10 protein-coding genes are annotated in these 23,568 nt (G+C 61.9%); 6 read left to right on the plus strand and 4 right to left on the minus strand.

All coding sequences use genetic code 11. The annotated features are described in order from the left end of the window. Positions 1-22 precede the first annotated feature (22 nt). Positions 23-1,081, minus strand: coding sequence for a tartrate dehydrogenase (locus KF708_16160; GenBank protein ID MBX3414222.1), 1,059 nt, complete (start codon positions 1,079-1,081; stop codon positions 23-25). 1,013 nt (positions 1,082-2,094) lie between these two features. On the opposite strand from KF708_16160, the gene KF708_16165 reads away from it, so the two are divergent. Further along, positions 2,095-2,316, plus strand: coding sequence for a winged helix-turn-helix domain-containing protein (locus KF708_16165; GenBank protein ID MBX3414223.1), 222 nt, complete (start codon positions 2,095-2,097; stop codon positions 2,314-2,316). A gap of 169 nt (positions 2,317-2,485) precedes the next feature. On the opposite strand, the gene KF708_16170 is transcribed toward KF708_16165, so the two are convergent. After that, positions 2,486-3,019, minus strand: coding sequence for a DUF456 domain-containing protein (locus KF708_16170; protein ID MBX3414224.1), 534 nt, complete (start codon positions 3,017-3,019; stop codon positions 2,486-2,488). Between the two features lie 216 nt (positions 3,020-3,235). Between KF708_16170 and KF708_16175 the strand changes: the two genes are divergently transcribed. From KF708_16175 to KF708_16190, 4 genes are all read left to right on the plus strand, one after another. Next, positions 3,236-3,475 (plus strand): hypothetical protein, encoded by a 240-nt coding sequence (locus KF708_16175; protein MBX3414225.1) that lies wholly within the window; start codon positions 3,236-3,238, stop codon positions 3,473-3,475. Positions 3,476-4,083: 608 nt separating this feature from the next. After that, positions 4,084-5,268, plus strand: a complete 1,185-nt coding sequence (locus KF708_16180) for a hypothetical protein (protein ID MBX3414226.1) — start codon at positions 4,084-4,086, stop codon at positions 5,266-5,268. Positions 5,269-5,789: 521 nt separating this feature from the next. Beyond that, a complete protein-coding gene (locus tag KF708_16185) occupies positions 5,790-16,571 on the plus strand; it encodes a DVUA0089 family protein (GenBank protein ID MBX3414227.1) in 10,782 nt (3,593 codons plus the stop codon). Positions 16,572-16,743: 172 nt separating this feature from the next. Beyond that, on the plus strand, positions 16,744-20,004 hold the full coding sequence (locus KF708_16190; GenBank protein ID MBX3414228.1) for a hypothetical protein: 3,261 nt from the start codon (positions 16,744-16,746) through the stop codon (positions 20,002-20,004). 26 nt (positions 20,005-20,030) lie between these two features. On the opposite strand, the gene KF708_16195 is transcribed toward KF708_16190, so the two are convergent. Continuing rightward, positions 20,031-21,689 carry a BBP7 family outer membrane beta-barrel protein gene (locus tag KF708_16195; protein MBX3414229.1) on the minus strand — a complete coding sequence of 553 codons (1,659 nt, stop codon included), beginning with the start codon at positions 21,687-21,689 and terminating at the stop codon, positions 20,031-20,033. A gap of 311 nt (positions 21,690-22,000) precedes the next feature. Between KF708_16195 and KF708_16200 the strand changes: the two genes are divergently transcribed. Then, the gene (locus KF708_16200; protein ID MBX3414230.1) at positions 22,001-23,215 is read left to right on the plus strand and encodes an argininosuccinate synthase; all 1,215 of its coding nucleotides are present in this window, start codon (positions 22,001-22,003) and stop codon (positions 23,213-23,215) included. On the opposite strand, the gene KF708_16205 is transcribed toward KF708_16200, so the two are convergent. After that, positions 23,212-23,532 (minus strand): type II toxin-antitoxin system ParD family antitoxin, encoded by a 321-nt coding sequence (locus tag KF708_16205; GenBank protein MBX3414231.1) that lies wholly within the window; start codon positions 23,530-23,532, stop codon positions 23,212-23,214. The genes KF708_16200 and KF708_16205 overlap by 4 nt on opposite strands. Positions 23,533-23,568 lie beyond the last annotated feature (36 nt).

Raw genomic sequence — 23,568 nt, forward strand, 5'->3', positions numbered from 1 at the left:
CGCGTAAGATGATGCGAACAGCTCAAGCCAGCGCCTGCAGCACCGCGTCTCCCATCTCGCGCGTCGAGAGCTTTCCGCCCAGATCCACCGTCGCCGCCCCACCGGTGAGCGCCTTGGTAACTGCCTGACGCACACGCTCGGCCGCCGCGTCGCACGACAGCCAATCGAGCATCAGCGCCGCGCTCAAAATGGCCGCGATCGGGTTGGCGATGCCCCGTCCTGCAATGTCGGGCGCCGAGCCGTGTACCGGCTCGAACATCGAGGGGGCCGTGCGTTCAGGATTCGTATTCGTGCTCGCCGCCAACCCCAGCCCGCCGGCAATGATGCCGCCGAGATCTGTTAAAAGATCGCCGAACAGGTTCGACGCCACCACGACGTCGAGCCGCTCGGGCGAGCGGACGAAGTTCATCGCCAGGGCATCGGCATGCTGTCGCTCGGCTTCGACGTCGGCGAACTGTGGGCGCAGTTCCTCGAGAATCTCGTCCCACAGCGTATACGCATAGCGCTGCGCGTTCGATTTGGTGGCCATCACCAGCTTGCGACGACGCCTCCGCGCCAGTTGAAAGCCGAAACGCAAGATGCGCTCCACCCCGCGTCGCGTGTGGATGGCGGTTTGCAGGGCGAACTCGTCAGGCTGCCCCACGTGGAAGCGGCTGCCCGAGTCGACGTATTCTCCCTCCGAATTCTCGCGCAGCACGACGAAGTCGATCTCGGCCGGTCCTTTGCCGGCCAGAGGGGAGCGCACCCCCGGATAGAGTTTGACCGGCCGCAGGCAGGCATACTGATCGAACGCCTGCCGGATCTTCACCAGCGGCGCGAGCGTCACGTGGTCGGGGATCTTTGCCGGCCAGCCCAGCGCGCCGAGATAGATGGCGTCGAAGGGGCGCAACTCGTCGAGAAAACCCTCGGGCACGACCTGGCCCGTCCGCTCCCAATGGGCCACGCCCCAATCGAATTCGGTGGGGGCGATGCAAAAGCCAGCATCGCGCGCGGCCGCAGCCTCGAGCACGCGCAGAACCTCGGTCGTGACTTCCTGTCCAATGCCATCGCCGGGCAAGACCGCAATCCGAAATGTTTTCATCCGCCGGCAATCTCCCGCGAAGAAGCGAAGTCCTGGCGATCTCAAAGGGAGGTGGGACTGCGCGTTTGTATTTCTTACAAGGCAGGCCCTCGATCCTACTCTATGGGCGAGGAGGAGCAAGGATCTGCGGCATCGAGCGCAAGTCATGGTCCTCATGGAACTTTGCGCATCCGGGGATAGAAATAGCAGACGCTTGGCACGCCATTCGCTTTTCGGTCGGTCGCTCATGCACGGCCCAGCAGTTCACCGGGGCGTCCCGCTGCCCCGGAGCAAACCAGGGAAGGTGAAAAAGTCGCGGCAATGAGTCATTGCGAATCTTAGGACCTGGTCGCTGCCTCCACAGCGTTCCATCGCCCAATTCGGGCAAGTACCGGTTTTTCGCAGTGGAAGGGCTCGGTAGGCCACCAGCAGAAGGCCCACCGAGCCCTTCTTTTTTGCGCCTCGCTCCTCGCGCCGAAGTCACGAAGGCACCCAACGCGCAATCGAAAAGTGGCACAGGCCGCCGCCAGTTCTAGAGAGCGAATCACGGTGCTATCGTCGCATCCACACGTTGATTGCCGCGATAACCACCGCGACCATCACAATCCAGGGCCAGAATCTTCGGACAAAGGCGCCAAGTAATTCCGGGTCAACTTCGAGCCCGCCGCCAAAGTAGATCTTCTTGGGTCGGAATCGCTTGCGATTATCTCCCATACCGCCATTCTATTCGATGCTCGATGGAAGCGGCACGAACCTGACGCAGGTTCTTATTCCCCCCTGCGCTGCCAATGAACCCAGGGCGACCAGCGGGAGCCAGGCCGGCGTGCCAGAGATCAATACTTCAGGGCTCACTTGCCGCGCAGCCATCAATAAGAGCGAAGACAATACCTTGCTTGTGTTCGCCCCAGTTTGACAGCCCGCACCTCATTCGTATACTTCGACAGCAGCGAGCGAATCGGCAGGCAACTTGCGCTCGCCCCTTCGCACCCGAGGTCGCACCGGGGCGCGACCGCTTCTTGAAGGAGGTGGCACGGATGGCAACGATGTCCTATCCCACCGGCGTCGATCAGATCGGCGAAACCGCTGGCGTCGTCTGGCGCATTCTGGCCGAACAGGGCCCACTCTCGCTGGCCAAGCTGGTCAAAGAGGCTGACTTGCACCGCGATCTCGTGATGCAAGCCATCGGCTGGCTGGCGCGCGAGGACAAGGTCACGATCGAAGAAGAAGCCCGCACGAAGATCGTCTATCTGCGCTAACGGCGCCAGCGCCAGTGGAACGCGACCCACCACCCGCACGGCCTGGGACAACGCAGCATTTTCGCTGCGCATCGAACAGCGCGCCAGCCACGTCATCGTCTCCCAGGCGAAAGCAAAATCGCAGTTAAACTGACGCGGTAAATAGCAAGTATCCCCTGCCCCCTGACCACTACAAAACCAGCGCCGCACAAGCCACCACGACCATCAATCCGCCGATGGCGATTTTCGCCAGCGAACCGCCGAGTCGTCCCCAGAAGGCGGCCTCGCCGATCTGCCAGCTCTCTTCCAGGGCACGCCCCTTCCAGCTTTCGCCCAGGATCGCCCCGACAAAGGCGCCGGCGCCGGCCAGCAGGATGGCGCCAACGAGTGGTCCGACGATGGGAATCGGTACTCCCACGGCCAGTCCGAGCATCCCGCCGATGATCGAGCCGATGATGGCTAGCACGGCGCCCCGTTTGCTGCCCCCGGCGCGCGTGGCCCCCGCTGCGCCGGCGGCAAACTCGGCCACCTCTCCCAAGGTCGCCAGCACGGCCAGCGCGATGACCGTTTGCCAACCCATGGCGACGTAGGACGTCGGATCGACCAGCAGCACATAGATCGCCGCGGCGCCGACAAGGACCCAATTACCTGGCAGGTTCAACAGCGTGAGGAACCAGGCTCCTAAGAGCAACACCACGAACAAGATGGCGAGCGCAATATTCAACGGCCTGCTCCGCGTTCCCTGCTACTGATTCGATTCTGGAGCGATTTTCTTTGTAACAACCGGCCCATTTTCACGATGAGTTAGGGAGTAGCAACGCACGGTTCCCGACGAGCGACGTCCCGCAAACGCAGATCGCGCGACGGAACGCTGCCCAGCGACCGCGAGTTGCGACGACATCCACTTCCCCAAACTCTATCGTATGCGAGCCACAGACCCATGGTGACGCAATCTTCCGCCGTATCGGCCGACGTCTCGACCTGTCTCGCCGGAATGAGCTTTCCCGGCGGCTTTCCTCGTCACTTTCGCGTGCAGCGTTTCGATGTGGCGGCGGGGGGCTGGCAACTAGCCGCGACTTGCACCAGTCGCGATGAGGCCCAGGCCTGTTATCAGTGCCTCTTGCGCGGTGGCACCGCCGCTCGGTTGATCGACTACACGCGTTGCGTCACCGGCATTTAGCAGTCCGTTGAAAAACTCAACGGACTGCTACATCGCAGGGATGCGATGACAAAATAGCGACGCCAGTCGTTATTTTGCGAGCCGTGCGGAGCTTTGCTCCGCACTTGGCGAGGTTGAAAAATGCCACGAAGGGGCATTTTTCAACAGGCTGATAGACGCGGCGAACTCGTCCTGATTCGACCGCTGGGGTACGCGGGCGCCACTCGTGTTGTGCCCCCCCTCCGCTAGTCTTGGAGCGAGATTCGTTTCTCGCCTCTCGTGCAGGGGGGGACCATGCGGCTTGATTTCCCTTCGTGCCGCGGTTGGGGGCTCGAAAATGCCCCTTTTTCGCCCCTCTGGGGCATCTCTACCGCATCGACAAGGCAATCTAGGTAAAGCTTGCCGACAATACGCAAAATCCTACCTTTGCGCTCCCCGGCATGTCGATTTGTTTGTGCGAGTAGTTCCGATTGTCGTTGCTATGCCTGCCGCACGACCTGAACGGTTCGTGTGGGCAGCACAACGCCAGCCAGGGACCGGCTGACCCAAACCAATCGAAGCGCGCCGCCGCGTGGGGCACGCGCACGCCTTACGTACACGCTCGGCAGGCAGAGCAGGGAGATTGTTCCATGAAAATGTCCATCGTGGCGGCCTTGGCAACGTTGTTGGCGATCGCCATCTCGTTGCCGGCCCGCGCTGGTGAGTCGGTCACGAATTCGACCTGGGAAGCTCAGCAAGCCCAGATCCAACAACTCGAAAACGAGTTGGCGGCCCTCAAGGCACGGCTCGATTCGACGAGCGGCGTCAAACCGGCCAGCTACGTTACGTACGATGCCGCGGCGGTGACGAACTCCACCTCCACGTCCGGCTTCTCGACCGCCAACGAAGGCTGCGCGTCGTGCGGCAACGGTGGTTGTGGCTGCGGCGACTGCGACTTCGGTTGCCATCCCAGCGGCTTTTATGCCGGTGGCGCGGCCGTCTGGTATCGACCCTTCTTCGAAGACAACATCGCCATCTCGCGCTCGACCATCGTCGGTCCCGACCTCGTGACCGAGTCGACCTCGTTCCACTACGACTACCAGGCCACGCCGCGCGTGTGGTTGGGCTATGTCGCGGATGGCGGCCTTGGTATCCGCGGCCAGTACTGGCAATACGATGACCAGGCGAAGCCCGTGGCGCTCGGCGATGCCAACGCTCAGACCATCCTCAACGTTTCGGCCAACAATGCACCCAACACGATTGGATTTGCACAGTCCACGGGCGACGGCAATGCCATGGTTGCCAACCACAGCCTGAAGCTCGAGATCGCCGACCTCGAAGTCACAAAACGCATCTACGGCGGTTTCACCACGATGACCTTCTCGGGTGGTGCCCGCTACGTTCAGATGGAACAGGACTTCCGCGTATCGAACTTCCTCGCCAACGGACAGTTGGCTGGCTTGTTTGGTCATCGCCTGCAATACGAAGGTGTCGGCCCGACGGTTGCCCTCGACCTGCGTCGTCCGATCGGTTGGTCGCCCCTCTCGATCATCGGCGGTGCCCGCGGCTCGATCCTTTTTGGCAACACCGATCAACTCATCGTCACGCAACTGCCCGGCACCGTCGGCGTCGGCATTCGCAGCGAGGATGAAGTGATGAGCATCCTCGAGACGCAGTTCGGCCTCGAATGGGCCTACCACATCGCGGCCAACGGTCGCTTCTTCGTCTCGGGCGTGATCGAAGCCCAACTGTGGCAGAATGCCGGCAGTGCCTCGCTCGACACGGGGGACCTCGGTTTGATCGGTTTCGGCTTCAACGCCGGTCTGGCACGTTAGCAGTCCCGTTGAAAAACTCAACGGACTTGCTACATCGCAGGGATGCAATAGGCTGATAGCCTGGCGACAAGCTCGCCCGTTCGTTCCCAGAAGAAAACCCAAGGCATGGCCTTCTCTGCGAAGGCCATGCCTTTTTTGTTTGCGTCAGCAGGAAACGTTGGCGGATGACCGCCAGTTTGGCTCAGGAGGTCGGTCCGAGCCCCCCCTGAACGCGCTCTTTCGGTCTGTTCTCTCCCTGCCCTGGCAATCATGAAAATAGAAATTTAAGGAAAAATAAGTAAAATGAGTAAAATCGATAGAATCAGAAAGTTGATTCCAATTGAACCTCCAATAATAATCCCCATTCACTGCCCAGATTACCGGGGCAGACAGGAACAGATCCCGAGGGAGACGTGGGAATGGGGAAACGCTGCGCAAATAGGGCTGGCTTGCGGGCGGCACGGCGAAAGAAACATCGCCCAGCGCTGGATTTAGGGAAATGGAAGCGTCCCCTCTCGCTGGAACGCTTCGAACCGCGCGCCATGCTGGCGTCGCCGCAACTGATTGCCATCGTGCCCAATGCCGGCGATGTCTTGCAGGCAGGGCAAGTGCGCGATGAAGCGCCCCGCGAGTTGATCTTCCGTTTCGACGTCGGACAGGTCATCGACCCCAATTCTCTGGCCGGAATCCAGATTGTCCGCGCGGGGAACGACAACAATCTCGGCACGGGGGACGACGTTCTGCTCACGCCGGGCTTCGTCGGCCTGGGCGAGCAGTCGAACGAAGTGGTCTACCGCTTTGTTGAGAATCTGCCCGACGACCGCTATCGCATTACGATCTTCGGGGCCGGCGCCACGCCGCTACAAAATATCGCCGCCGAGCCGTTCAATAACGGCGTGAATCAGGTGGTCGATTTCGAGTTGGATCTCGGTGCGCAGGTCGTCTCGGTCGTACCCCAACCGATCACGCGCGGTCCTGGTGGCACGCTGGTCCAAGCGTCGAATCAAATCGTCGTCTACTTCAACAACGACGATTTGGGCGCCAGCGCGCAGAACCCCAACTTCTATCAGCTCATCTACACCGATGGCGGACCGATCGCGCCCAGCGACGTCCATATCCCCACGTCGGTGGTGTACGATCCCGTCACCGACAAGGCGACTCTCACCTTCGCGTCGTCGCTCGATGCTCTCTCCACGGGACCCGGCAGCTATCGCCTGCGGATCGGCGACGCCGCGGCGCCCCGCATGGCGCCGGTACCGTTGTTTTTTGGAACCGATTCGGCGTCGAGCTTCTTTTCGCCCGGGTTGGACAACCTGGGGGTGCTCGGCACGCAAAGCCTGATCCTGAACGCCGCCATCGATCCGCAGCCCTACACGCTGCCTTGGCCCGGTTTTCAAGACGAGCCAGGCCACCGCGATATTCCCGCCGAGGAACACGTCTTTGGCGGCGGCACGGATACCACCGGCGGCATCGTCACGATCTCTTACAACTTCCAGGACGTCTACGGCACCGACCCCGACGGAAACATCCTGCACAACCAGATCACAGAGAATCAGAAGAATCGCGTCCGCGAAATCTTCGAACTCTTCAGCTACTACCTGGGCATGCAGTTCATCGAGACGCCGTCGAGCGGTTGGACGCTTGTCACGGGCGATCTGCGCGCCGTCGATCCGAAAGTGCCCACGGGACCGGGCAATATTGCCGGCATCGCCGGCGGCAACATTGCCATCCTCGAGGCCGCGGAGAACTGGGGCGACAGCGAGGCGGGCGGCGCCTATTTCAATACGATGACGCACGAGATCGGCCACTTGCTCGGTCTCAATCATTCGTACGACTTGCCGGCCCCCAACGCCATGGGATCGGACGGATTCCTCACCTTCGGCAGTCAGGTCGAACCGTTGATTCCCGGCGACGCCGACATCGTCCACATGCGGCACCTCTACCGCCCCGACGTGAAAGACATCGACCTGTTCCGTTTCGATCTCCCCTCGCAGGGGCGCTTGACGGCCGAGTTGTTCGCCGAGCGTCTCGCCGTTCCCAGCCTGCTGGATGGCGTGATCACGCTCTACGACGGGCAACGCAACCTCATTGCCCGCAACGACGACTATTTCAGTCGCGACTCGTTCCTCGACCTCGAGTTGGCGGCCGGCACGTATTACATCGCCGTCACGAGCACCGGCAATATCGCCTTCGATCCCAACATCGAAGACAGTGGAATGGGCGGAACGTCGCAAGGCGCCTATCAATTGCGACTCGATTTTGTGCCGACCACCGGCGCGCAGCTCCTCGACGCCACCGGCACGGCGTTCGATGGCGACGCCGATGGGCGGCCGGGCGGAATCTACAACTTCTGGTTCCAGGTGGCCGCCCCCTCCGACACGATCATTGTCGACAAGTCCGCGCCGATCGGTGGCACGGGCACGCTGGCGGCGCCCTTCAACAATATTCCGGCAGCGCTTGCGGCGGCCTCGGCGGGCGATGTCGTGCGCATCGTCGGCAATGGCGGCGCGGATGGCAATCTCGCGACGCTGGGCGACAACCTGGCCTACGAAATCGGCGTGAATACGTTCGGACAGGCGCTCAGTGACGGGTCGCAGTTGCAGGTCCCGGCGGGAGTCACGGTGGTGATCGACGCCGGCGCCGTCTTCAAACTGCGGCGCACCGGCATCGACGTCGGCACGTCTGAATTGGGATTGCTGCGCACCGCCGGCGCGCTGCAGGTGCTAGGCACCCCCGTTGATCGCGTAGTTTTTACTTCGTGGCACGACGAATCGATCGGCGTCGACACGAACCCCTTGGTCACGACTCCCATTCCAGGCGATTGGGCGGGCATCGTCTTTCGCGAAGATTCAGATCGCGAAGCGCAGGGTGTCTTCCTGAATTATGTCGGGTTCGCCGATATGCGCTACGGCGGCGGTACGTCGGTGGTGGATTCCAACGAGCAGGCCTACAGCTCGATCCATCTCATCGAAGCACGGCCCACGATCGTCCACAATCGCATCACGCTCAGTGCCGATGCCGCGATTTCGGCCGATCCGAACAGTTTCGAGGAAACCCGCTTCGGCTCGGATACGATCACGCTGGAATCGTGGCGCGTCGGGCCAGAGATTTACGGCAATACGCTCGTCAACAACTCGCTCAACGCGCTTTTCGTGCGCATTCGCACGAACGCCGGCAGTCCGCTCGACGTGCTCGAGGTCGCGGCGCGATTCGACGACAAGGACATCGTCCACGTTTTGTCGGAGAACCTGGTCATCCACGGGACACCAGGTGGCTACCTCGTCGACAGCACCGGTCTGCACGCACGACTCGACGCGAGGCTGACGATCGATCCCAGCGTGGTCGTCAAGATCAACGGCGCGCGCATCGAGATGTTGTTCGGAGGTCAATTGATCGCGGAAGGACAACCGCGCAATCGTGTCATCTTCACCTCGATCCACGACGACAGCTATGGCGCGGGGGGCACGTTCGATACAACCAACAACGGGCTCAACCGACTGCCGGCTCCTGGCGATTGGGGTGGGATTTTCGCCGGGCCGACCTCCAGTGCCAGCTTCGATCACGTACAGGTGGCCTTTGCCGGCGGCGTGACCACCATCGAAGGAAACTTCGACGCCTTCAACGCCCTGGAGATTCATCGGGCCGATGTCCGAGTCACCAACTCGGTCTTCATGTTCAACGCCGGCGGACAATCGGCCACGGGGCGCAATGGACGCCAGGCCAATGCCGCGGCCACGATCTTCGTCCGCGGAGCCCAGCCGATCATCGTCAACAACGTTATCCGCGACGGCTTCGGACCCGCCATTAATGTCAACGTCAACGCGTTGAACTGGTACGAGGTACACGACTGGGGACGCAGCACCGGACGTGCCGACGCCTTCACGCAGTTCGTCGATAATTTTGGCCCGCTCGTGCGTCTGAATCGCACCGGCAATAACGCCGTCAATGGCATGGTGGTGCGCGGCGGTACCTTGACCACGCAGTCGATCTGGGACGACACGGACATCGTCCACGTCCTGTTCAATCAGATCTCGATTCCAAACTTTCATACCTACGGTGGGCTGCGCTGGCAAAGCAGCCCGACGGCCAGCCTCGTGGTCAAGCTGTCGGGGGCGAACGCGGGCGTGACCGCGATCGGCACGACTCTGGATATCGACGACCGCATTGGCGGGACCTTCCACCTCATCGGCTCGGCCACCCACCCGGTGATCGTGACGTCGTTTCACGATGACTCCGTGGGAGCGGGCCTCAATCTGGCCGGCTTGACGCAAGTCAACACCGACAACATCAGCCGCGCGCCGCAGCCCGGCGATTGGCGCAGCCTCAGGCTCGATCAACTCAGCAACGACCGTAACGTCGCGATCGTGCTCGAGGCCGAGGATCCGCTCCGTGCCGGCGGCGACACGAACGGCACGACGGCACAGGCCCGTTCGATCGGATCGCTCGCGCCGCACGAGTACGGCGGCGATGACGTGCTGCGTCTCGGCTTCGAGATCCACGGCTATCTGGGGCCGGGCGACGTCGATGTCTACAGCTTCAGCGGCACGGCCGGCACCGAAGTGTGGTTCGATATCGATCGCACCACCCATGCGCTCGATACGGTGGTCGAATTGGTCAATGCGGCGGGCACCGTCATCGCGCGCTCGAATAATTCTCCCGCTGAGCAAGACGGGGGCGAATCGTTGTTCGGCTCAGCGTATCGGATGAGCACCGGACCGTTCGGGTTCGGCGATCTCTATACCACGAATCCGCGAGACGCGGGCATGCTCGTCGTCTTGCCGGGGACGCCTGGTTCGACGAATACCTATTACGTGCGCGTGCGAGCGAACAGTTCGAATCTCAACAATCTCAACGGCGGCGTCAGCACGGGCATTTACCAACTGCAGATCCGCCTGCGCAATGTCGACGAGGTGCCGGGTTCGACCATCCGGCAAGCGGTGATCCGCTTTGCCACGAACGGCATCGAAGTGGTCGGCCTCCCCTCGCACTCGCCGCTGTTGGGCGAGTCGCTCGACGTCGAGTTCAACTCGGGCGACAACGACACCTTCGATCAGGCGCAGCCGTTGGGCAATCTACTCGACAGCGATCGCAACGCCTTGGCCGTCGGGGGCATGCTCGATTCGCCCCTCGATGTCGACTGGTACAAGTTCACCATCGACTATCAGAACATCCAGGTCATCACCGGCTATACCGATGGCGGTCAGTCGTGGGCGACCGTGTTCGACATCGACTATGCCGACGGCATGGCCCGTCCCGATACGACCATCTCGGTCTTCGACGAGACCGGGCAATTGCTCTACATCGGACGCAACTCCGATATCGCCGACGATCAGATCGGTCCCACGGAAGTCCCCAGCACGTCCGATATTCTGCGCGGCAGCTTCGGCAAGCTCGATCCCTACATTCATGCCCAACTGCCCGTGGGCGTGGGCCCGCCGACGGGGCCGCCGCGCGCGTTTTACGTGGCCGTGCATTCCGACGCCGTGTTGCCCTCGGTCTTGCAGTCACCTTTCAACAATGACGTTGCTGCGCGACTCACGCGGCTCGAGCCGGTCGTGGGCGTCAAACGCATCGCCGAAGATCACATCAGTTTTCAGGGGCACTCGACGGGCGATGCCGTGATCGGCGGGGCGCGCATCGAGCCGGTTACTCCGCTCTTCAATACCAGCGATCCGATCGCGTTGCTGACGAATGTGGTGCCCTTCGATCTCAGTGATGTGGTCCTTTTCGTATCGCAGGGCAGTCGACTGCGAACGGTCGACCCGCGCACGGGCTTTACCGAAACGAACATCGGCGAACCTGCCTCCGGCGACTTCTCGTTGCGCGATATCTCGATGCGGTCGGACGGCCGGCTCTATGGGTACCAGGCGATTGCTGGCACGGACAATACCGCCGGACGCCTCGTCGAAGTCAACACGGGGAACGCCGCCTCTACCGTCATCGGCAACGACAACATTCCGAATACCGTGCTGACGACCAGCCAGGTTGATGCCCTGGCCGTCGCCATGGCGCCCGATGGCACGAACCGCTTGCTGTATTATTCGGTACGCAACGGCAGCGAGTCGTGGCTGTTCCGGGCGAATCCCGATACGGGCAGCGCTGCCCAGACGGCCGACAACGTGTTCGGACTGCGGGGGGTGTTTCGCATCAATGACGGTACCCCGGCCGGCGCGCCTATCGGAGTAGTCACGGGATTGACCTTCCTCAATGGGACCTTGTGGGGTGTCAATCAGGCGGGGAACGTGTTCACGGTCGACACCGGCTCCGGCTTCGTCACCATTCGCGGTACGATCACCGGCCTGGGTGGATCCGGGCTCGCCGGCATCGCGATCGGGCCGCAGCACCTCGATCACGCGCGTACCGGAAATCCGGGGAGCCTGGCCAACACGCTCTTCATCATCTCCGACAGCGGTACGCTGTTCGCATTCAATACGGCCAACGATCAATTGCGCACGGATGTCTTTGCCAACGGCGTGGATCGCGTCGAGACGGGGTTGAGTGGCATCACGGGGTTGGCTTTTTCGCCGGTCGACTTCAACCTGTGGCATCCGACCTACACGCGCCGCGACGATCCCGGGCACGGCATCAATCCTTCCGAGGATTTGAGTCGTTTGCGTCCCCAGGGCTTCCTCTTCGTCGATGCCAACGGTCGTTTGACGAACGAAGGGGAAGGTGGCGCAAGCTTTTATTTCGGTTTGGACCAATGGGTGATCAACCCCGTTAATTCCTACATGGTCTCGCTAGGGAATGCTCAGTTTGGCGTGAGCCCCGAAGCGCATCGGGCCCTGACGACGAACCCGAATATCGGCGGCAATTACAATCTGCCGGGCGGCGCCCATGGCGTGTTACAAACCAACTCGTTCAGCCTGGTGGGCTATTCGGCCACCGACAAGCCCACCTTGTATTTCAACTACTTCCTCGACACGGAAGGTCAAAACAACGTCCTGACTCGCGAGATGCGCGACAGCGCGCGGGTGTATATCTCCGCCGATAACGGCAATTCATGGCAGATGCTCGCCACGAACAATTCCATCCGCTCGCTCGTGGGTGTGTTCGAAGGTGAATTGCCCTCCTACGCCAGCCACTCGGGCACGGGGCAGCAACGCGTTCAAGAGTTGTACGACAACGGCGGTACGGATCAGTGGTCGCAGGCCCGCATCGATCTCGGCGACTTCGCCGGACAGGGCAATCTGATCTTGCGTTTCGAGTTTGCGACGGCGGGAGCGATTGCCGATCCGAGCAGCCCGCGTTACACGGGAGACTTGCCGGGCGACATCTACGGAAACATCCGCGACGAGCGACGTGGCCAGAACAACAATCACGGGGGCTTCTTCGTCGACGATGTGATCATCGGCTTTGCCGAACGCGGTGAAATGGTGACGGGCGCGCCGATCAACTCCGAGATGTTCCCCGTGCCAAGGAATCCCGATCCGGTCGCGCCAAGCCAGGTGCTGGTCGGGCCCTATCAGCTCGAGATACGACGTGGCTTCGAAGTGGCTGGCAATCCGCTGCCCAAGGCGTCGGTCGTCGCCTACTTCACCGAGATCGACACGAACGATCGCCTCTCCGAAGGATTCCGCATCAACATTCCGAACGGCTTCGATTTCACCGATGGCAAGACGGTGACGATCCACGACGGAGTGAAGCAACTGACGTTCGAGTTCGACAAGGCGGGGGGCGTGGCGCCTGGGCACATCCCGGTCAACTACACGAACACCAGTAGCGCCGGCCAGATTGCCAACGCGTTTGCCGCGGCGGTGAACAGCGCGAAGCAGGCCGGTCTGTTCAAGGTTACGGCTTCGGCGCCGAATGCCACCGTCTTGTTCGTCGATCTGTACGGCGCGGAGGAAGTTACCGAAGGGCAAGAGACGCCCGGACCGGCGACGGGACCATCTTCGGCCCTGGCCGACTACGTGAGTCTGGCTGATCCCGTCTACAGCTACACGCTGGTGTCTCAGCAGCATTTTCCGGCAGGCTATACGCAGTACACGATCGACATGACGTCGCAGACATGGCGCGATCCGAGCGAAGTGGACCACACCGTCTGGCGGCATTGGGTCACGCTGGTCGTGCCGGACGTCGTCTTGCACGATTCCGCGCTGTTGTTCATCACGGGGGGCTCGCTGAACGACAGTCCGGATCCGCTTGAACAGAGCCTGATCGACCGCGCTCTCGAAACGCAATCGGTGATGGTGCGCTTGGAAATCGTGCCCAACCAGCCCCTCAGCTTCACCGGCGATTATCGCTTGAGCCGCACGGAAGACCTGATCATCGCCTACACGTTCGACAAGTTCCTCGACACGCTCGATAGCAACTGGCCCCTGCTGCTGCCGATGGTGAAGAGCGCCGTGCGAGCCATGGATACCACGCAGGATTTCCTGGCGACCCAATCCATCACGGTCAACGACTTTGTGGTGAGCGGCGGCTCCAAACGCGGTTGGACCACCTGGCTCACGTCGGCCGTCGATCCCCGGGTCAAAGGCATGATACCGCTCGTTTTCGATGCGCTGAATCTCGACGAGCAGATGGTGCATCACAAGTTCGTCTACCAGGGCGTGCAGCAAGACACGATCGGCGGCTACGCGATCGCGATTTACCCCTATTGGGAACTCGGCGTGCTCGACCCGGTGCGGTTGCTCACGCCCGAGGGGCAGGCACTGTTGAAGATCGTCGATCCTTACGAGTACGTGACAGACCCGGGCTTCTACGGCGAGAAGCTCAAGATGCCGAAGTATCTCGTCAACTCGGCGGGGGACGAATTCTTTGTCACCGATTCGTCGCAGTTCTATTACGACGATCTGCAAGGCCCCACGTACCTCCGCTATGTGCCCAATACGGGCCACGGGCTGGACGGCGGCGATCGAGTTCAAGAGGCAGCCAGTGCCTTCTACAACGCCGTAATTACCGATGCTCCCCTGCCGCAGTATTCGTGGCAGATCAATGCGGATGGTTCGATCTCGGTCGATGCAACCACCACGCCCATCGCCGCTCGAGTCTGGCGCGCTGTCAATTTCGAAAATCGCGATCTGCGTCATACGCAAGGCAACCAGGTCGATTGGATCAGCACGCCACTCGATCTCGGCCTCTTGGGCAGCCAGTTTACTATTCCAGACATCAATCCTTTTTTCGGCGTGACCGCCTTCTACATCGAGCTCGAATTCGACAGCGGCTGGACACACGACTACATCTTCAGCACGGGGGTGAGCGTGACGTCCGCGCTCGCCGTCGCACCAGCCGGTTCGTCGTTCAGCATTCAGGCCATCAGTCGCGTCGGCGATCGCAACCTGTTCCGCGATCAGGGGCAAACGATCATCGAAGCGAACCGCATTTCCGACTCGCTCGCCTGGGGCATTTCGGTCACGGCTGCTGAGCGCGACGCGGAAACGGGGTTCTCGCACACGCAATCTCCACGCGTGTTGCGACAACTCAACCAGCAGGGACTCGTCCCCGGCATCACCATCGTGAACAATCTCGTCGTGCGCAGTGGCGAAGGCGGGATTCAATTTGCCGGCGACGGAGCGAATTCGCCCACGGTGCCACTGGCGGCCGTTCCCTTCGGTCGCATCGTCAATAACACCGTTTACGGCAACGCGAACCCGACCGGAATCGGCATCAACGTCGTCAACAGTGCCGGGCCGACGTTGCTCAACAACATCGTCTCCGGGTTCGCGACCGGTATCGTCGTCGATGCCAGCTCGCGCCCGACCACGGTGATCGGCACGACCATCTATAAGAGCAATTCGACGAATACCGACACGGGCTTCCTCGGGTTGGGTCAATTTGCCATTGCCCTGACCGCGGATGAGCCGTTGTTCGTCAACCCCAGCGCGAACAACTTCTATCTGGCGCCCGGCTCGAAGGCGATCGATAGCTCGTTGAATTCGCTGGTGGATCGCCCGAATCTGGTGAACGTGACGGCGGCGGTCGGCATCTCGCAGTCGCCGATTCTTGCTCCACAAACCGATTTGCTGGGGCAAGCGCGCGCGGACGACCCGGCGGTCACTCCTCCTGCCGGTCTCGGCTCGAATGTGTTTAAGGATCGCGGCGCGATGGATCGCGTCGACTTCACAGGCCCCACGGCCAAGTTGGTCGCGCCCGAGGATAACGATCTGGCCGGACTCGACCTCGATCCGGTAGCGACGCACGTGCGGATGTTCGGCACGCTGCCCGAGTTTGCCGTGCAGTTTCTCGACGGTCTGACGGCGTCGGAGTCGACCGGCGGAACCGGCGTCGATCCATCGACGGCGACTCTGTCGCGCTTCCGGCTATTGCGCGACAACGTGGAGTTGGTCCTGGGTGTCGATTTCGTCTACACGTACGATCTCAGCACCCGCACGGCGCGTTTCGTGCCCGTGGCTGGTGTGTGGCTGACCAACCACGTGTATAAGATCGAGATCGACAACTCGGCGAATGGCATCCTCGATCTGGCCGGCAATCAGCTCAAGGCGAATCAGCTCAGCGGCAAGACGGAGTTCACGGTGCAGTTGGCATCGGCCAATTCCGCCCGGCCGTGGCAGAATCCGTTCAATCGCTTTGACGTCGATAACGATGGGTTCGTCGCTCCGAGCGATGCCCTGGCGCTGTGGAACACGCTCAACCCGGCACCCCCGGGAGAGAATCCGCCGAAGCCGCATGGGCCGCGTCTGTTGCCCACGCCGCCGGTGCCCCCCGATCCCGAGTACTACTACGACGTCGACGGCGACGGTTACGTAACGTCGTCCGACGCGTTGGAGCTGTACAACTATCTCAACTCGCTTTCGTCGATGATGATGGTCACGCTTTCGAGCGAGACGAGTTCTCAATCGCTGGAAGTGGCCGAGGCCGCTGCCGGCGATGAGGCGCCCCTTCAAGCGGACCCGCCCGCGGTCGAGACGTTCGCGACATATTCCTTCATCGTCGCGTCCGAGCTCTCGGAGGCCGAGACTTCTCCAGCGGTGGCAGCCCCGGACGCGGCGGCCCCCTCGGCCGAAGTGCGCGTGGCGGCGGCCTTCGAGGCGGTCGAGGCCGCACTGGCCGAGACGATCTTCAGCGTCGCGGTCGAGCAGAGCAAAGTCGCGGCGAGCGACAACCTCGAGTTCCCGGCGAATCTGCCCGCCCTGGCAAAAACGAACGAGACTTCTCCCACGTCGCCAATTACTCTGGCAGCGCTCGTGGACGAAGGACTCGATTCGCTCGCGGGCGACAGTCAAGCCGCTCGCGTGAAGCCGGCCTGGCAATTCAACAAGGATCTCGATGCCATCTTGTTCGATCTGGCGATCGAGCAGCAGCGAGCTTCGTCTGGCGACGAAGCATTTCTGGCGCCCCGGCTTGTCCGCCGGCGTTAGAGCGCGACCGAATTATGACACCACGGATGCACACCCCAGATACGCCACGATCATGAAAAGCGAGTCATTCCAGCTTCGCCACCATCCGCGACGTTCATCCCGCGTCAGCGGTCGACGTCGGTCGGTCGCTCCCCTTGGCACGCTCGGTGCGGAACGTCTTGAAGTTCGCGCCATGTTGGCGGCCGACGGCGGATTTGCGGCCACCACGGTCACCCCGTGGCACAACGTGCTCAATCCCGCCGATGTCGACGGCGACGGTTACGTCGCTCCGTCCGACGCACTGGCGATCTTCAACGAGTTGAATCGCGGCGGTTCGCGTTCGCTTGAGGCGAATCCGCCCGAAGCCATCGGCATGAGGTCCTCGTTTGGCAGCTTTGCCGCCGCCAGCACGATGTTGGCCATGGTCGACGTCGACAGCGATGGGTTTCTTACGCCGTCCGACGCCCTGATCGTGTTCAATCAGTTGAATGCGGTCGAGCCGCTGGTCGTGATCCGACTCGAGACGACCGATCTGCTCGGCAATCCCATTACGGCAGCGCTGGTGGGTGAGGATTTCCTGCTGCGCGCCTTCGTTCAAGATCCCAATGCCGCCGGATCCTCGGGCGGAGTGTTCTCCGCCTATATGGACGTCACCTACGATTCCTCGCTCGTGGCGGTCGACGGCAGCATTACGTTCGGCGCCAGTTTCCCCAACGTGCAGAGTGGCAGCACGGCCATCGCGGGCGAAGTCGACGAAGTCGGCGGTACGATAGCCGGCTCGCCGCTGGGGCCGGGTGAATTCCTGCTCTTCAGTCTGCCCTACACGGCTACCGCCGCTGGCACCGTGACGTTCGAGACCAACCCGGCCGACGATCTCCCCTTCCACCGCATCCTGCTCAGCGGCGGCTCGCCGACCGGTGTGCCGCCCGAGAACGTGGCCTACGGTTCCATCTCGCTCGACGTCGTATTGCTTCCCAAGCTTTCGGTGGGCAACGTGACCGTCACCGAAGCAGTGGGCAATTCGATCGCGAACTTCGAAGTGAAGCTTTCGCATCCCTCGAGCGAAGTGGTCACGGTCGACGTCAGCACGCTGGGCCTGACGGCCACGTCGGGGCTCGACTTCCAGGCCACCGCCGGAACGCTCACCTTCCAGCCGGGCGAGGTGTCGAAGTTCTTCCCCGTGGTCGTCCTCGATGATTTCCTGGATGAAGACGATGAGCAGTTTGCCATCGTCCTCTCCAACCCCTCTCATGCCGAAGGCGATGGCGTGCAAGCCGTCGCCACGATCGTCGATAACGACGACGCTCCCAGCATCTCGATCGAAGATACGTCGGTGATCGAGGGCAATGTCGGCACCACGAACGCACAATTCTTTGTCAACCTTTCTTCACCGAGCGGCAAGACGATCTCGGTCTCGTATTCCACGTCCGACGGCACCGCCCTCGCGGGGTCGGACTATACCGCGACCTCGGGAGTCGTCGTGTTTGCCCCGGGCGAGACTTCAAAGGCGATTCTCATTCCCGTTCTGGGCGACACGGTCGACGAGCCCGATGAGACCTTCTTTGTGACCCTGACAAGTCCCGAGAATGCGACGCTCGAAGACGCTACCGCCACGGGTACGATTATCGACGACGATCTGCCCACGATGACCATTGCCGATGCTTCTCTGGTTGAAGGCGACAGCGGCACGCTGGCGATGCAATTCACGGTCACGCTGACCACGCCCGCTCAAGGCACGGTCAGCGTCAATTACACGACCGTGTCGGGCACGGCTACGGCCGGCGTCGACTTCCAGCCCGTCTCGAACACGCTGGTCTTTTCGGCCGGTCAATCGCAGCGCACGATATCGGTACCCATCATCGGCGATTTGATTCGCGAGCCGAACGAGACGTTCGAGGTCGTCCTTTCGAGCCCGAGCGGAGCCGTTTTGGGGGACGATCGCGCCACGGGCACGATTATCGACAACGATCCCACGCCGACGATCACGATCCAAGGGGGTAGCGCCAGCGAAGGAAACTTCGGCACCTCGCCGTTGTCCTTCACCGTCACGCTGTCGAATCCCAGCAGCACGCCCATCACCGTGCAGTACGCGACCGGCGCCGGTTCGGCGTCGGAGGGAGTCGATTATCAGGCCGCCTCGGGCACGGTGACGTTCGCCCCGGGACAGGTCCAGCAGACCATTTCCATCAACATCATCGGCGACCTGCGCGATGAGTTCGACGAGACCGTGTCGGTCGTCTTGTCGAATGCCTCGGGCGCGTCGATTGGCGGTGCTCAGGCGACCGGTACGATCGTCGACGACGACGCGCCACCGGCCGTGTCGATCAACGATGTGTCGCAGTTCGAGGGGAACGCAGGCACGACCAATTTTGTCTTTACCGTTTCGCTCTCGGCCCCCAGCGACAAGCCGATCACGGTCTTCGTCTCGACCTACGGCATCACGGCCGAGAGCGTGCTCGATTTCTTCCCCGCTTCCGGCACGGTGACGTTCGCGCCGGGTGTCACCGCGACCACCTTTAGCGTGCCGGTGTTCGGCGACGAAACTCCGGAGCCGAACGAAATCTTCGGCATAACCTTGTCGTCTCCCACGAACGCCACGATCGGTCGCGGAACGGGGCAGGGTATCGTGCTGAACGACGATGCACCGCTGTCGAGCATCTCTGGCTACGTCTTCGTCGACAATGCCTCGAATAACAATCGTCGCGATCCGGGCGAGACAGGCATCGCCGGCACGGCGATCGTCCTCACCGGCGTGAACGATCGTGGCCAGACGGTCAACCGCACGGCCGTTACGAACGACGCCGGCTACTACCACTTCGCCGATGTCCGCCCCGGCCAGTACACCGTGCAGGAGATCCACCCCGCATTCTTCCGCGATGGCAACGAGCAATTGGGCAGCGTCGGTGGATCGATGCAGAACGATCGTTTCGACATCACGCTCGGTCCCGACACACACGCCACGGAGTATAACTTCGGCGAGTTGGGACTTCGCTCAAACTTCATCGGCAAGCGGTTGTTCCTCACCTCGACGCAGCCCGGCGTTTTGTTGAGCGGCAGCTATATCGTCGATACCCGCGCCGGCGATCTGTACTTCTCGTTCAGCAGCGGCTGGTCGGGTCCCCTGACATTCCTCGCCGCGCCCTCGAACGGTGGCCGTGCCACGTTGACCCTCTACGACGTCAACCTGTCGCAGTTGGCCACTTCCGCTCCCGCCCCAGGCGCCACCGCGCAGCTCACGTACAGCGGTACGCTCGGGCAGCCCTATTTCTTGAAGGTCGGGGGGGGCTCGGTCTCCACGCTGCAGTTGGTGCAGGGGGCCGGATTCTCGGCACAGACATCGAGCGCGTCGACCCAGGCCTGGGCCTGGTATGCCAGCCAGAGTTACTCGAACGGCGCGAGCTCGAACGGCAACGAACTCGATGCGCTGGACGAGATTTTTGCCCGCGGTCTTTAGGCCCACGGGGTCTCTCGTTTCGCTCGTTAGAACTGCAACTCCATGCCGGCGTTGATGCCCTGCAGCCACCAATCGGCGGTTTTGAAGGGTACCGTCGGCACGGCAGGATCGGGCTGAATGCCCTGGATCAGGTTCACGTTGAGATCCACCTGGTCTCCCGCGCGCAACGTGTCGAACCAGTAGATCATCGTATAGCCCAACCTCGCTTTGACGTTGGGCGTAATCTGGTAGCCGAGATTCACCTGCACCTCGGGAATCACCGCGAAGCGATCTCGGCGGTGTACGCCGATGTTGCTCGGTTGCGCCAACAGGCCTTCGCCTGTCACAAAGGCGTCCGTGCCATCGGAGACGACCGTCGAGCCATCCACGGTCACGACCTGGTGGTTATTGCCCAGCGCCACGCGACCCAGGATGTCGAGAGTCCAGCAATCGTGCCTGGTTTGGAAGTTGAGTCCGACTTCGCCCCCGTAGAAATCGTTTTCGACTCCGAAGAAGTCGTTCGTGTCGATGCGCGTCCCCGGGGCGAAGAACCCGCCCACCGGCTCGACGCTGTCCCCGATGCTCAGTCGATCGACGAAGCGGTAATAGCGGAATCCGCCCACGCCAAAGACGCGTTTGCATTGATCGAAGTTGACCCACATCAGGTGCCGCCCGCCGACGCCCGTCCCCTGTGTCTCGCTGCGCGACACGATGTTGACGCCGCCGCTCAGGTCGATCACGTTGCCGAACTCGTCGACGAAGTCGGGGAAGGCGAGCAACGCGGCGATCCACTGGCCGTCGACCGCATCGAAGAAGGGACGTGCCAGGATCGAATTCGCCTGCGGAACGTTATTGAACACCGACTGCTGGCCGAACTGCGTCACGCTGTTCTCAAGCATGAAGAAGTCGCCTTCGAGGGCGACGAATTCGCCGGGTACCAGCCAATACCGTGCTTGTATGCGGCCACCGTTCAATTGCTCGCCGCCGATTTTTCGACCACCGAAGAGGATCTCGGTCGTCGGCTCGCCCAGCTCGCCGGCCAGGTTCTGCGGCGTGCCGGGAGGGCTCGCCGTCACGAGCGGGGGCATATTCGCCTGGCTGCCCCACCAACTCAGATAGTCGATGCCGACCCAGATGGTTGCACCGGGGCAGACTTGCGACCAGAGATTACCGCAACGCGGGCCACAGTTGTCCCCGCAGTCTCCTGCGCAGGCGCCATCGCCGCACGACGCACAATCGCCGACATAGCCATCACCATAGAATTCGCCCCCTCCGCCGTAGCTCATGCCACCATCGGGGTAGATGGTGCCCACGTCTTCGTACGTGCCCCCCCCAACGACACTCCCGTCGGTCGAGTAGTTGGCGTGACGCATTCTCGGCGCCGCGCGCCGCGCCTGGGCATAGTCCATGCCTGAGTCTTCCGGCACCATCACGCCATATCCCTGTCCGGCGCCGTGCGGCACGAGTCCGGCCGTGGGCATCACGTCCGGCATCATGGCGCCCCCCATCTCCGACGACGATCGCTCGGCCTGCTTGGCAGCTCGCCGCGCGTAGTAGTTGTCTTCGACGGCCGTCTTCTTGGCCGCCGATGGAGTGGACGCCGTGCTACCTGGCGACGGCGCCTGCTCGGCGCCCAGCGCCAAAGGCGACGAAGCGGCCAGCAAGACAAGCATGGGCACGATTGAGTGGATGACGAACGCCTTCAAGGCTCTCTCCCCCGGCAAGACGATCTGGCAAGCTGTGCCGATAGTCCGGTTGTAACGATTGGACATCATGTATCGATTCGACCACCTGCGCCGGCATTTCCAGAAAAACCGCTACAGATGGCAAAGTTTTTCTGCCTTCCCCAGGTTGGGAGCCCAATTGACCCACTTGTCCAGGTCGACTGATCTTCTCAAAATGCGGCTCTGGCGCACGCCGCGCGAACGTTTTGCGTCCGGTCATATCTTATTGGCCAGGCAGCACCTATCTGCCGCAGGTCAAGTCGCCCGTCCACTGCTGAAAGGTTTTTGCTGTCATGCCTGCATGTGTCTTGGCGTATTCGGGCGGTCTCGATACTTCGGTCATCCTAGGCTGGCTGTGCGACGAGGGATACGACGTGCATGCCGTGTACGTCGATCTCGGGCAGCCGTGCGAAGACCGCGAGGCGACGCTCGCCAAGGCCCGCACCTGTGGCGCCAAGTCGGCCCGCATCGTCGACGTGCGCGAAGACCTTTGCCGCGACTTTGCCTTTCCCGTGCTGCAGTGGCAGGCCAAGTACGAAGGCAGCTATCTGCTGGGCACCTCGATCGCACGGCCGTTGATCTCCAAGGTCTGTCTCGAAGTGGCCCGCGAAGTGAAGGCCGATGCCTATGCCCACGGCGCCACGGGCAAGGGGAACGACCAGTGCCGCTTCCAGCTTGCCGCCGAGGCGCTCGATCCCTCGGTCCAGATCATCGCCCCGTGGCGCATCGAGCGCTTCCGCAAGCTCTTTCCCGGCCGCACGGAGATGATTGCCTACTGTGACGAGAAGAAGATCCCGGTCAAGGCTTCGGTCTCCAAGCCTTACAGCTCGGACGAGAACTGCCTGCACATCAGCTACGAGGCAGGCAAGCTCGAAGACCTGGGCGTCAACGGCGTCGAGTTGGTCGAATTCGGCATGACCACCTCGCCGCAGGACGCACCGGACAAGGTCGAGAAGATCAAGCTCGGTTTCGAGCAGGGGATTCCCGTCACGCTCGACGGCAAACGGCTCTCGCCCTTCCAGATGGTCGAGGCCCTAAACAAGATCGGCGGTCGCAACGGTATCGGCCGCATCGACATGGTCGAGAACCGCTTCGTCGGCATGAAGAGCCGCGGCGTCTACGAATCCCCCGGCATGACGGTCCTCTACGACGCGCACCGCGCGATCGAGCAGATCACCCTCGACCGCGACCTCACGCACCTGCGCGATCGCCTCGCCCCCGAAGTCGCCGAGATGGTCTACTACGGCTTCTGGTACCACGCCAAGATGGACGCCCTGATGGCCTTCATTCGCGAAGCACAAAAGAACGTCACGGGCGAAGTCGGCCTGGCCCTCTACAAAGGCAACATCGCCATCGACAGCCGCCAGAGCCAGAACAGCCTTTACGACGAAGGCATCGCCAGCATGGAGGGGGGCGGCTCCTACAACCAAACCGATGCCGAAGGATTTCTACGCATCCAAGGCCTGCCGCTACGGGTCCAAGGCCGCGTCACGCCGCGGAAGTACTAAAGTCCAGCCGTTCGTTCAAATCCTGCTGCTTTACGTCTTGCGCGTCGTCCGATTTCAGAAATGAACTCTCTTAGTTCTTCCGGACTATCGAATTCAATGCCGCGCCCTTCCTCAATGTCCTTGAATCCTTCCTCGGCCAGTCGGCGCAGTTCGGCCAGCCTCTCCTCGTCTTCGCGCGCTTGTAGCTCGAGCAACGAGAGACCGGCGCGCAATACCTCGCTGGCATCGCGAAATCGTCCCGTCGCGATTTGAGTCGCGACGAATTCATCGAAGTGATCGGTCAATTCGATCTGGTGACTTGGCATAGCCTCAGGCACTCCTTCTCCGAGCCAGAATCGCAGTCGGCGCGCCGA

Source organism: Pirellulales bacterium (assembly GCA_019636335.1).
Classification (GTDB): Bacteria; Planctomycetota; Planctomycetia; order Pirellulales; family JAEUIK01; genus JAHBXR01.

Excerpts from the sequence above, each read along its gene's own strand:
- KF708_16175 (MBX3414225.1), top strand. The coding sequence starts at position 3,236 with ATGGTGACGCAATCTTCCGCCGTATCGGCCGACGTCTCGACCTGTCTC.
- KF708_16200 (MBX3414230.1), top strand. The coding sequence starts at position 22,001 with ATGCCTGCATGTGTCTTGGCGTATTCGGGCGGTCTCGATACTTCGGTC.
- KF708_16165 (MBX3414223.1), top strand. The coding sequence starts at position 2,095 with ATGGCAACGATGTCCTATCCCACCGGCGTCGATCAGATCGGCGAAACC.
- KF708_16160 (MBX3414222.1), bottom strand. The coding sequence starts at position 1,081 with ATGAAAACATTTCGGATTGCGGTCTTGCCCGGCGATGGCATTGGACAG.
- KF708_16180 (MBX3414226.1), top strand. The coding sequence starts at position 4,084 with ATGAAAATGTCCATCGTGGCGGCCTTGGCAACGTTGTTGGCGATCGCC.
- KF708_16185 (MBX3414227.1), top strand. The coding sequence starts at position 5,790 with ATGCTGGCGTCGCCGCAACTGATTGCCATCGTGCCCAATGCCGGCGAT.
- KF708_16190 (MBX3414228.1), top strand. The coding sequence starts at position 16,744 with ATGTTGGCGGCCGACGGCGGATTTGCGGCCACCACGGTCACCCCGTGG.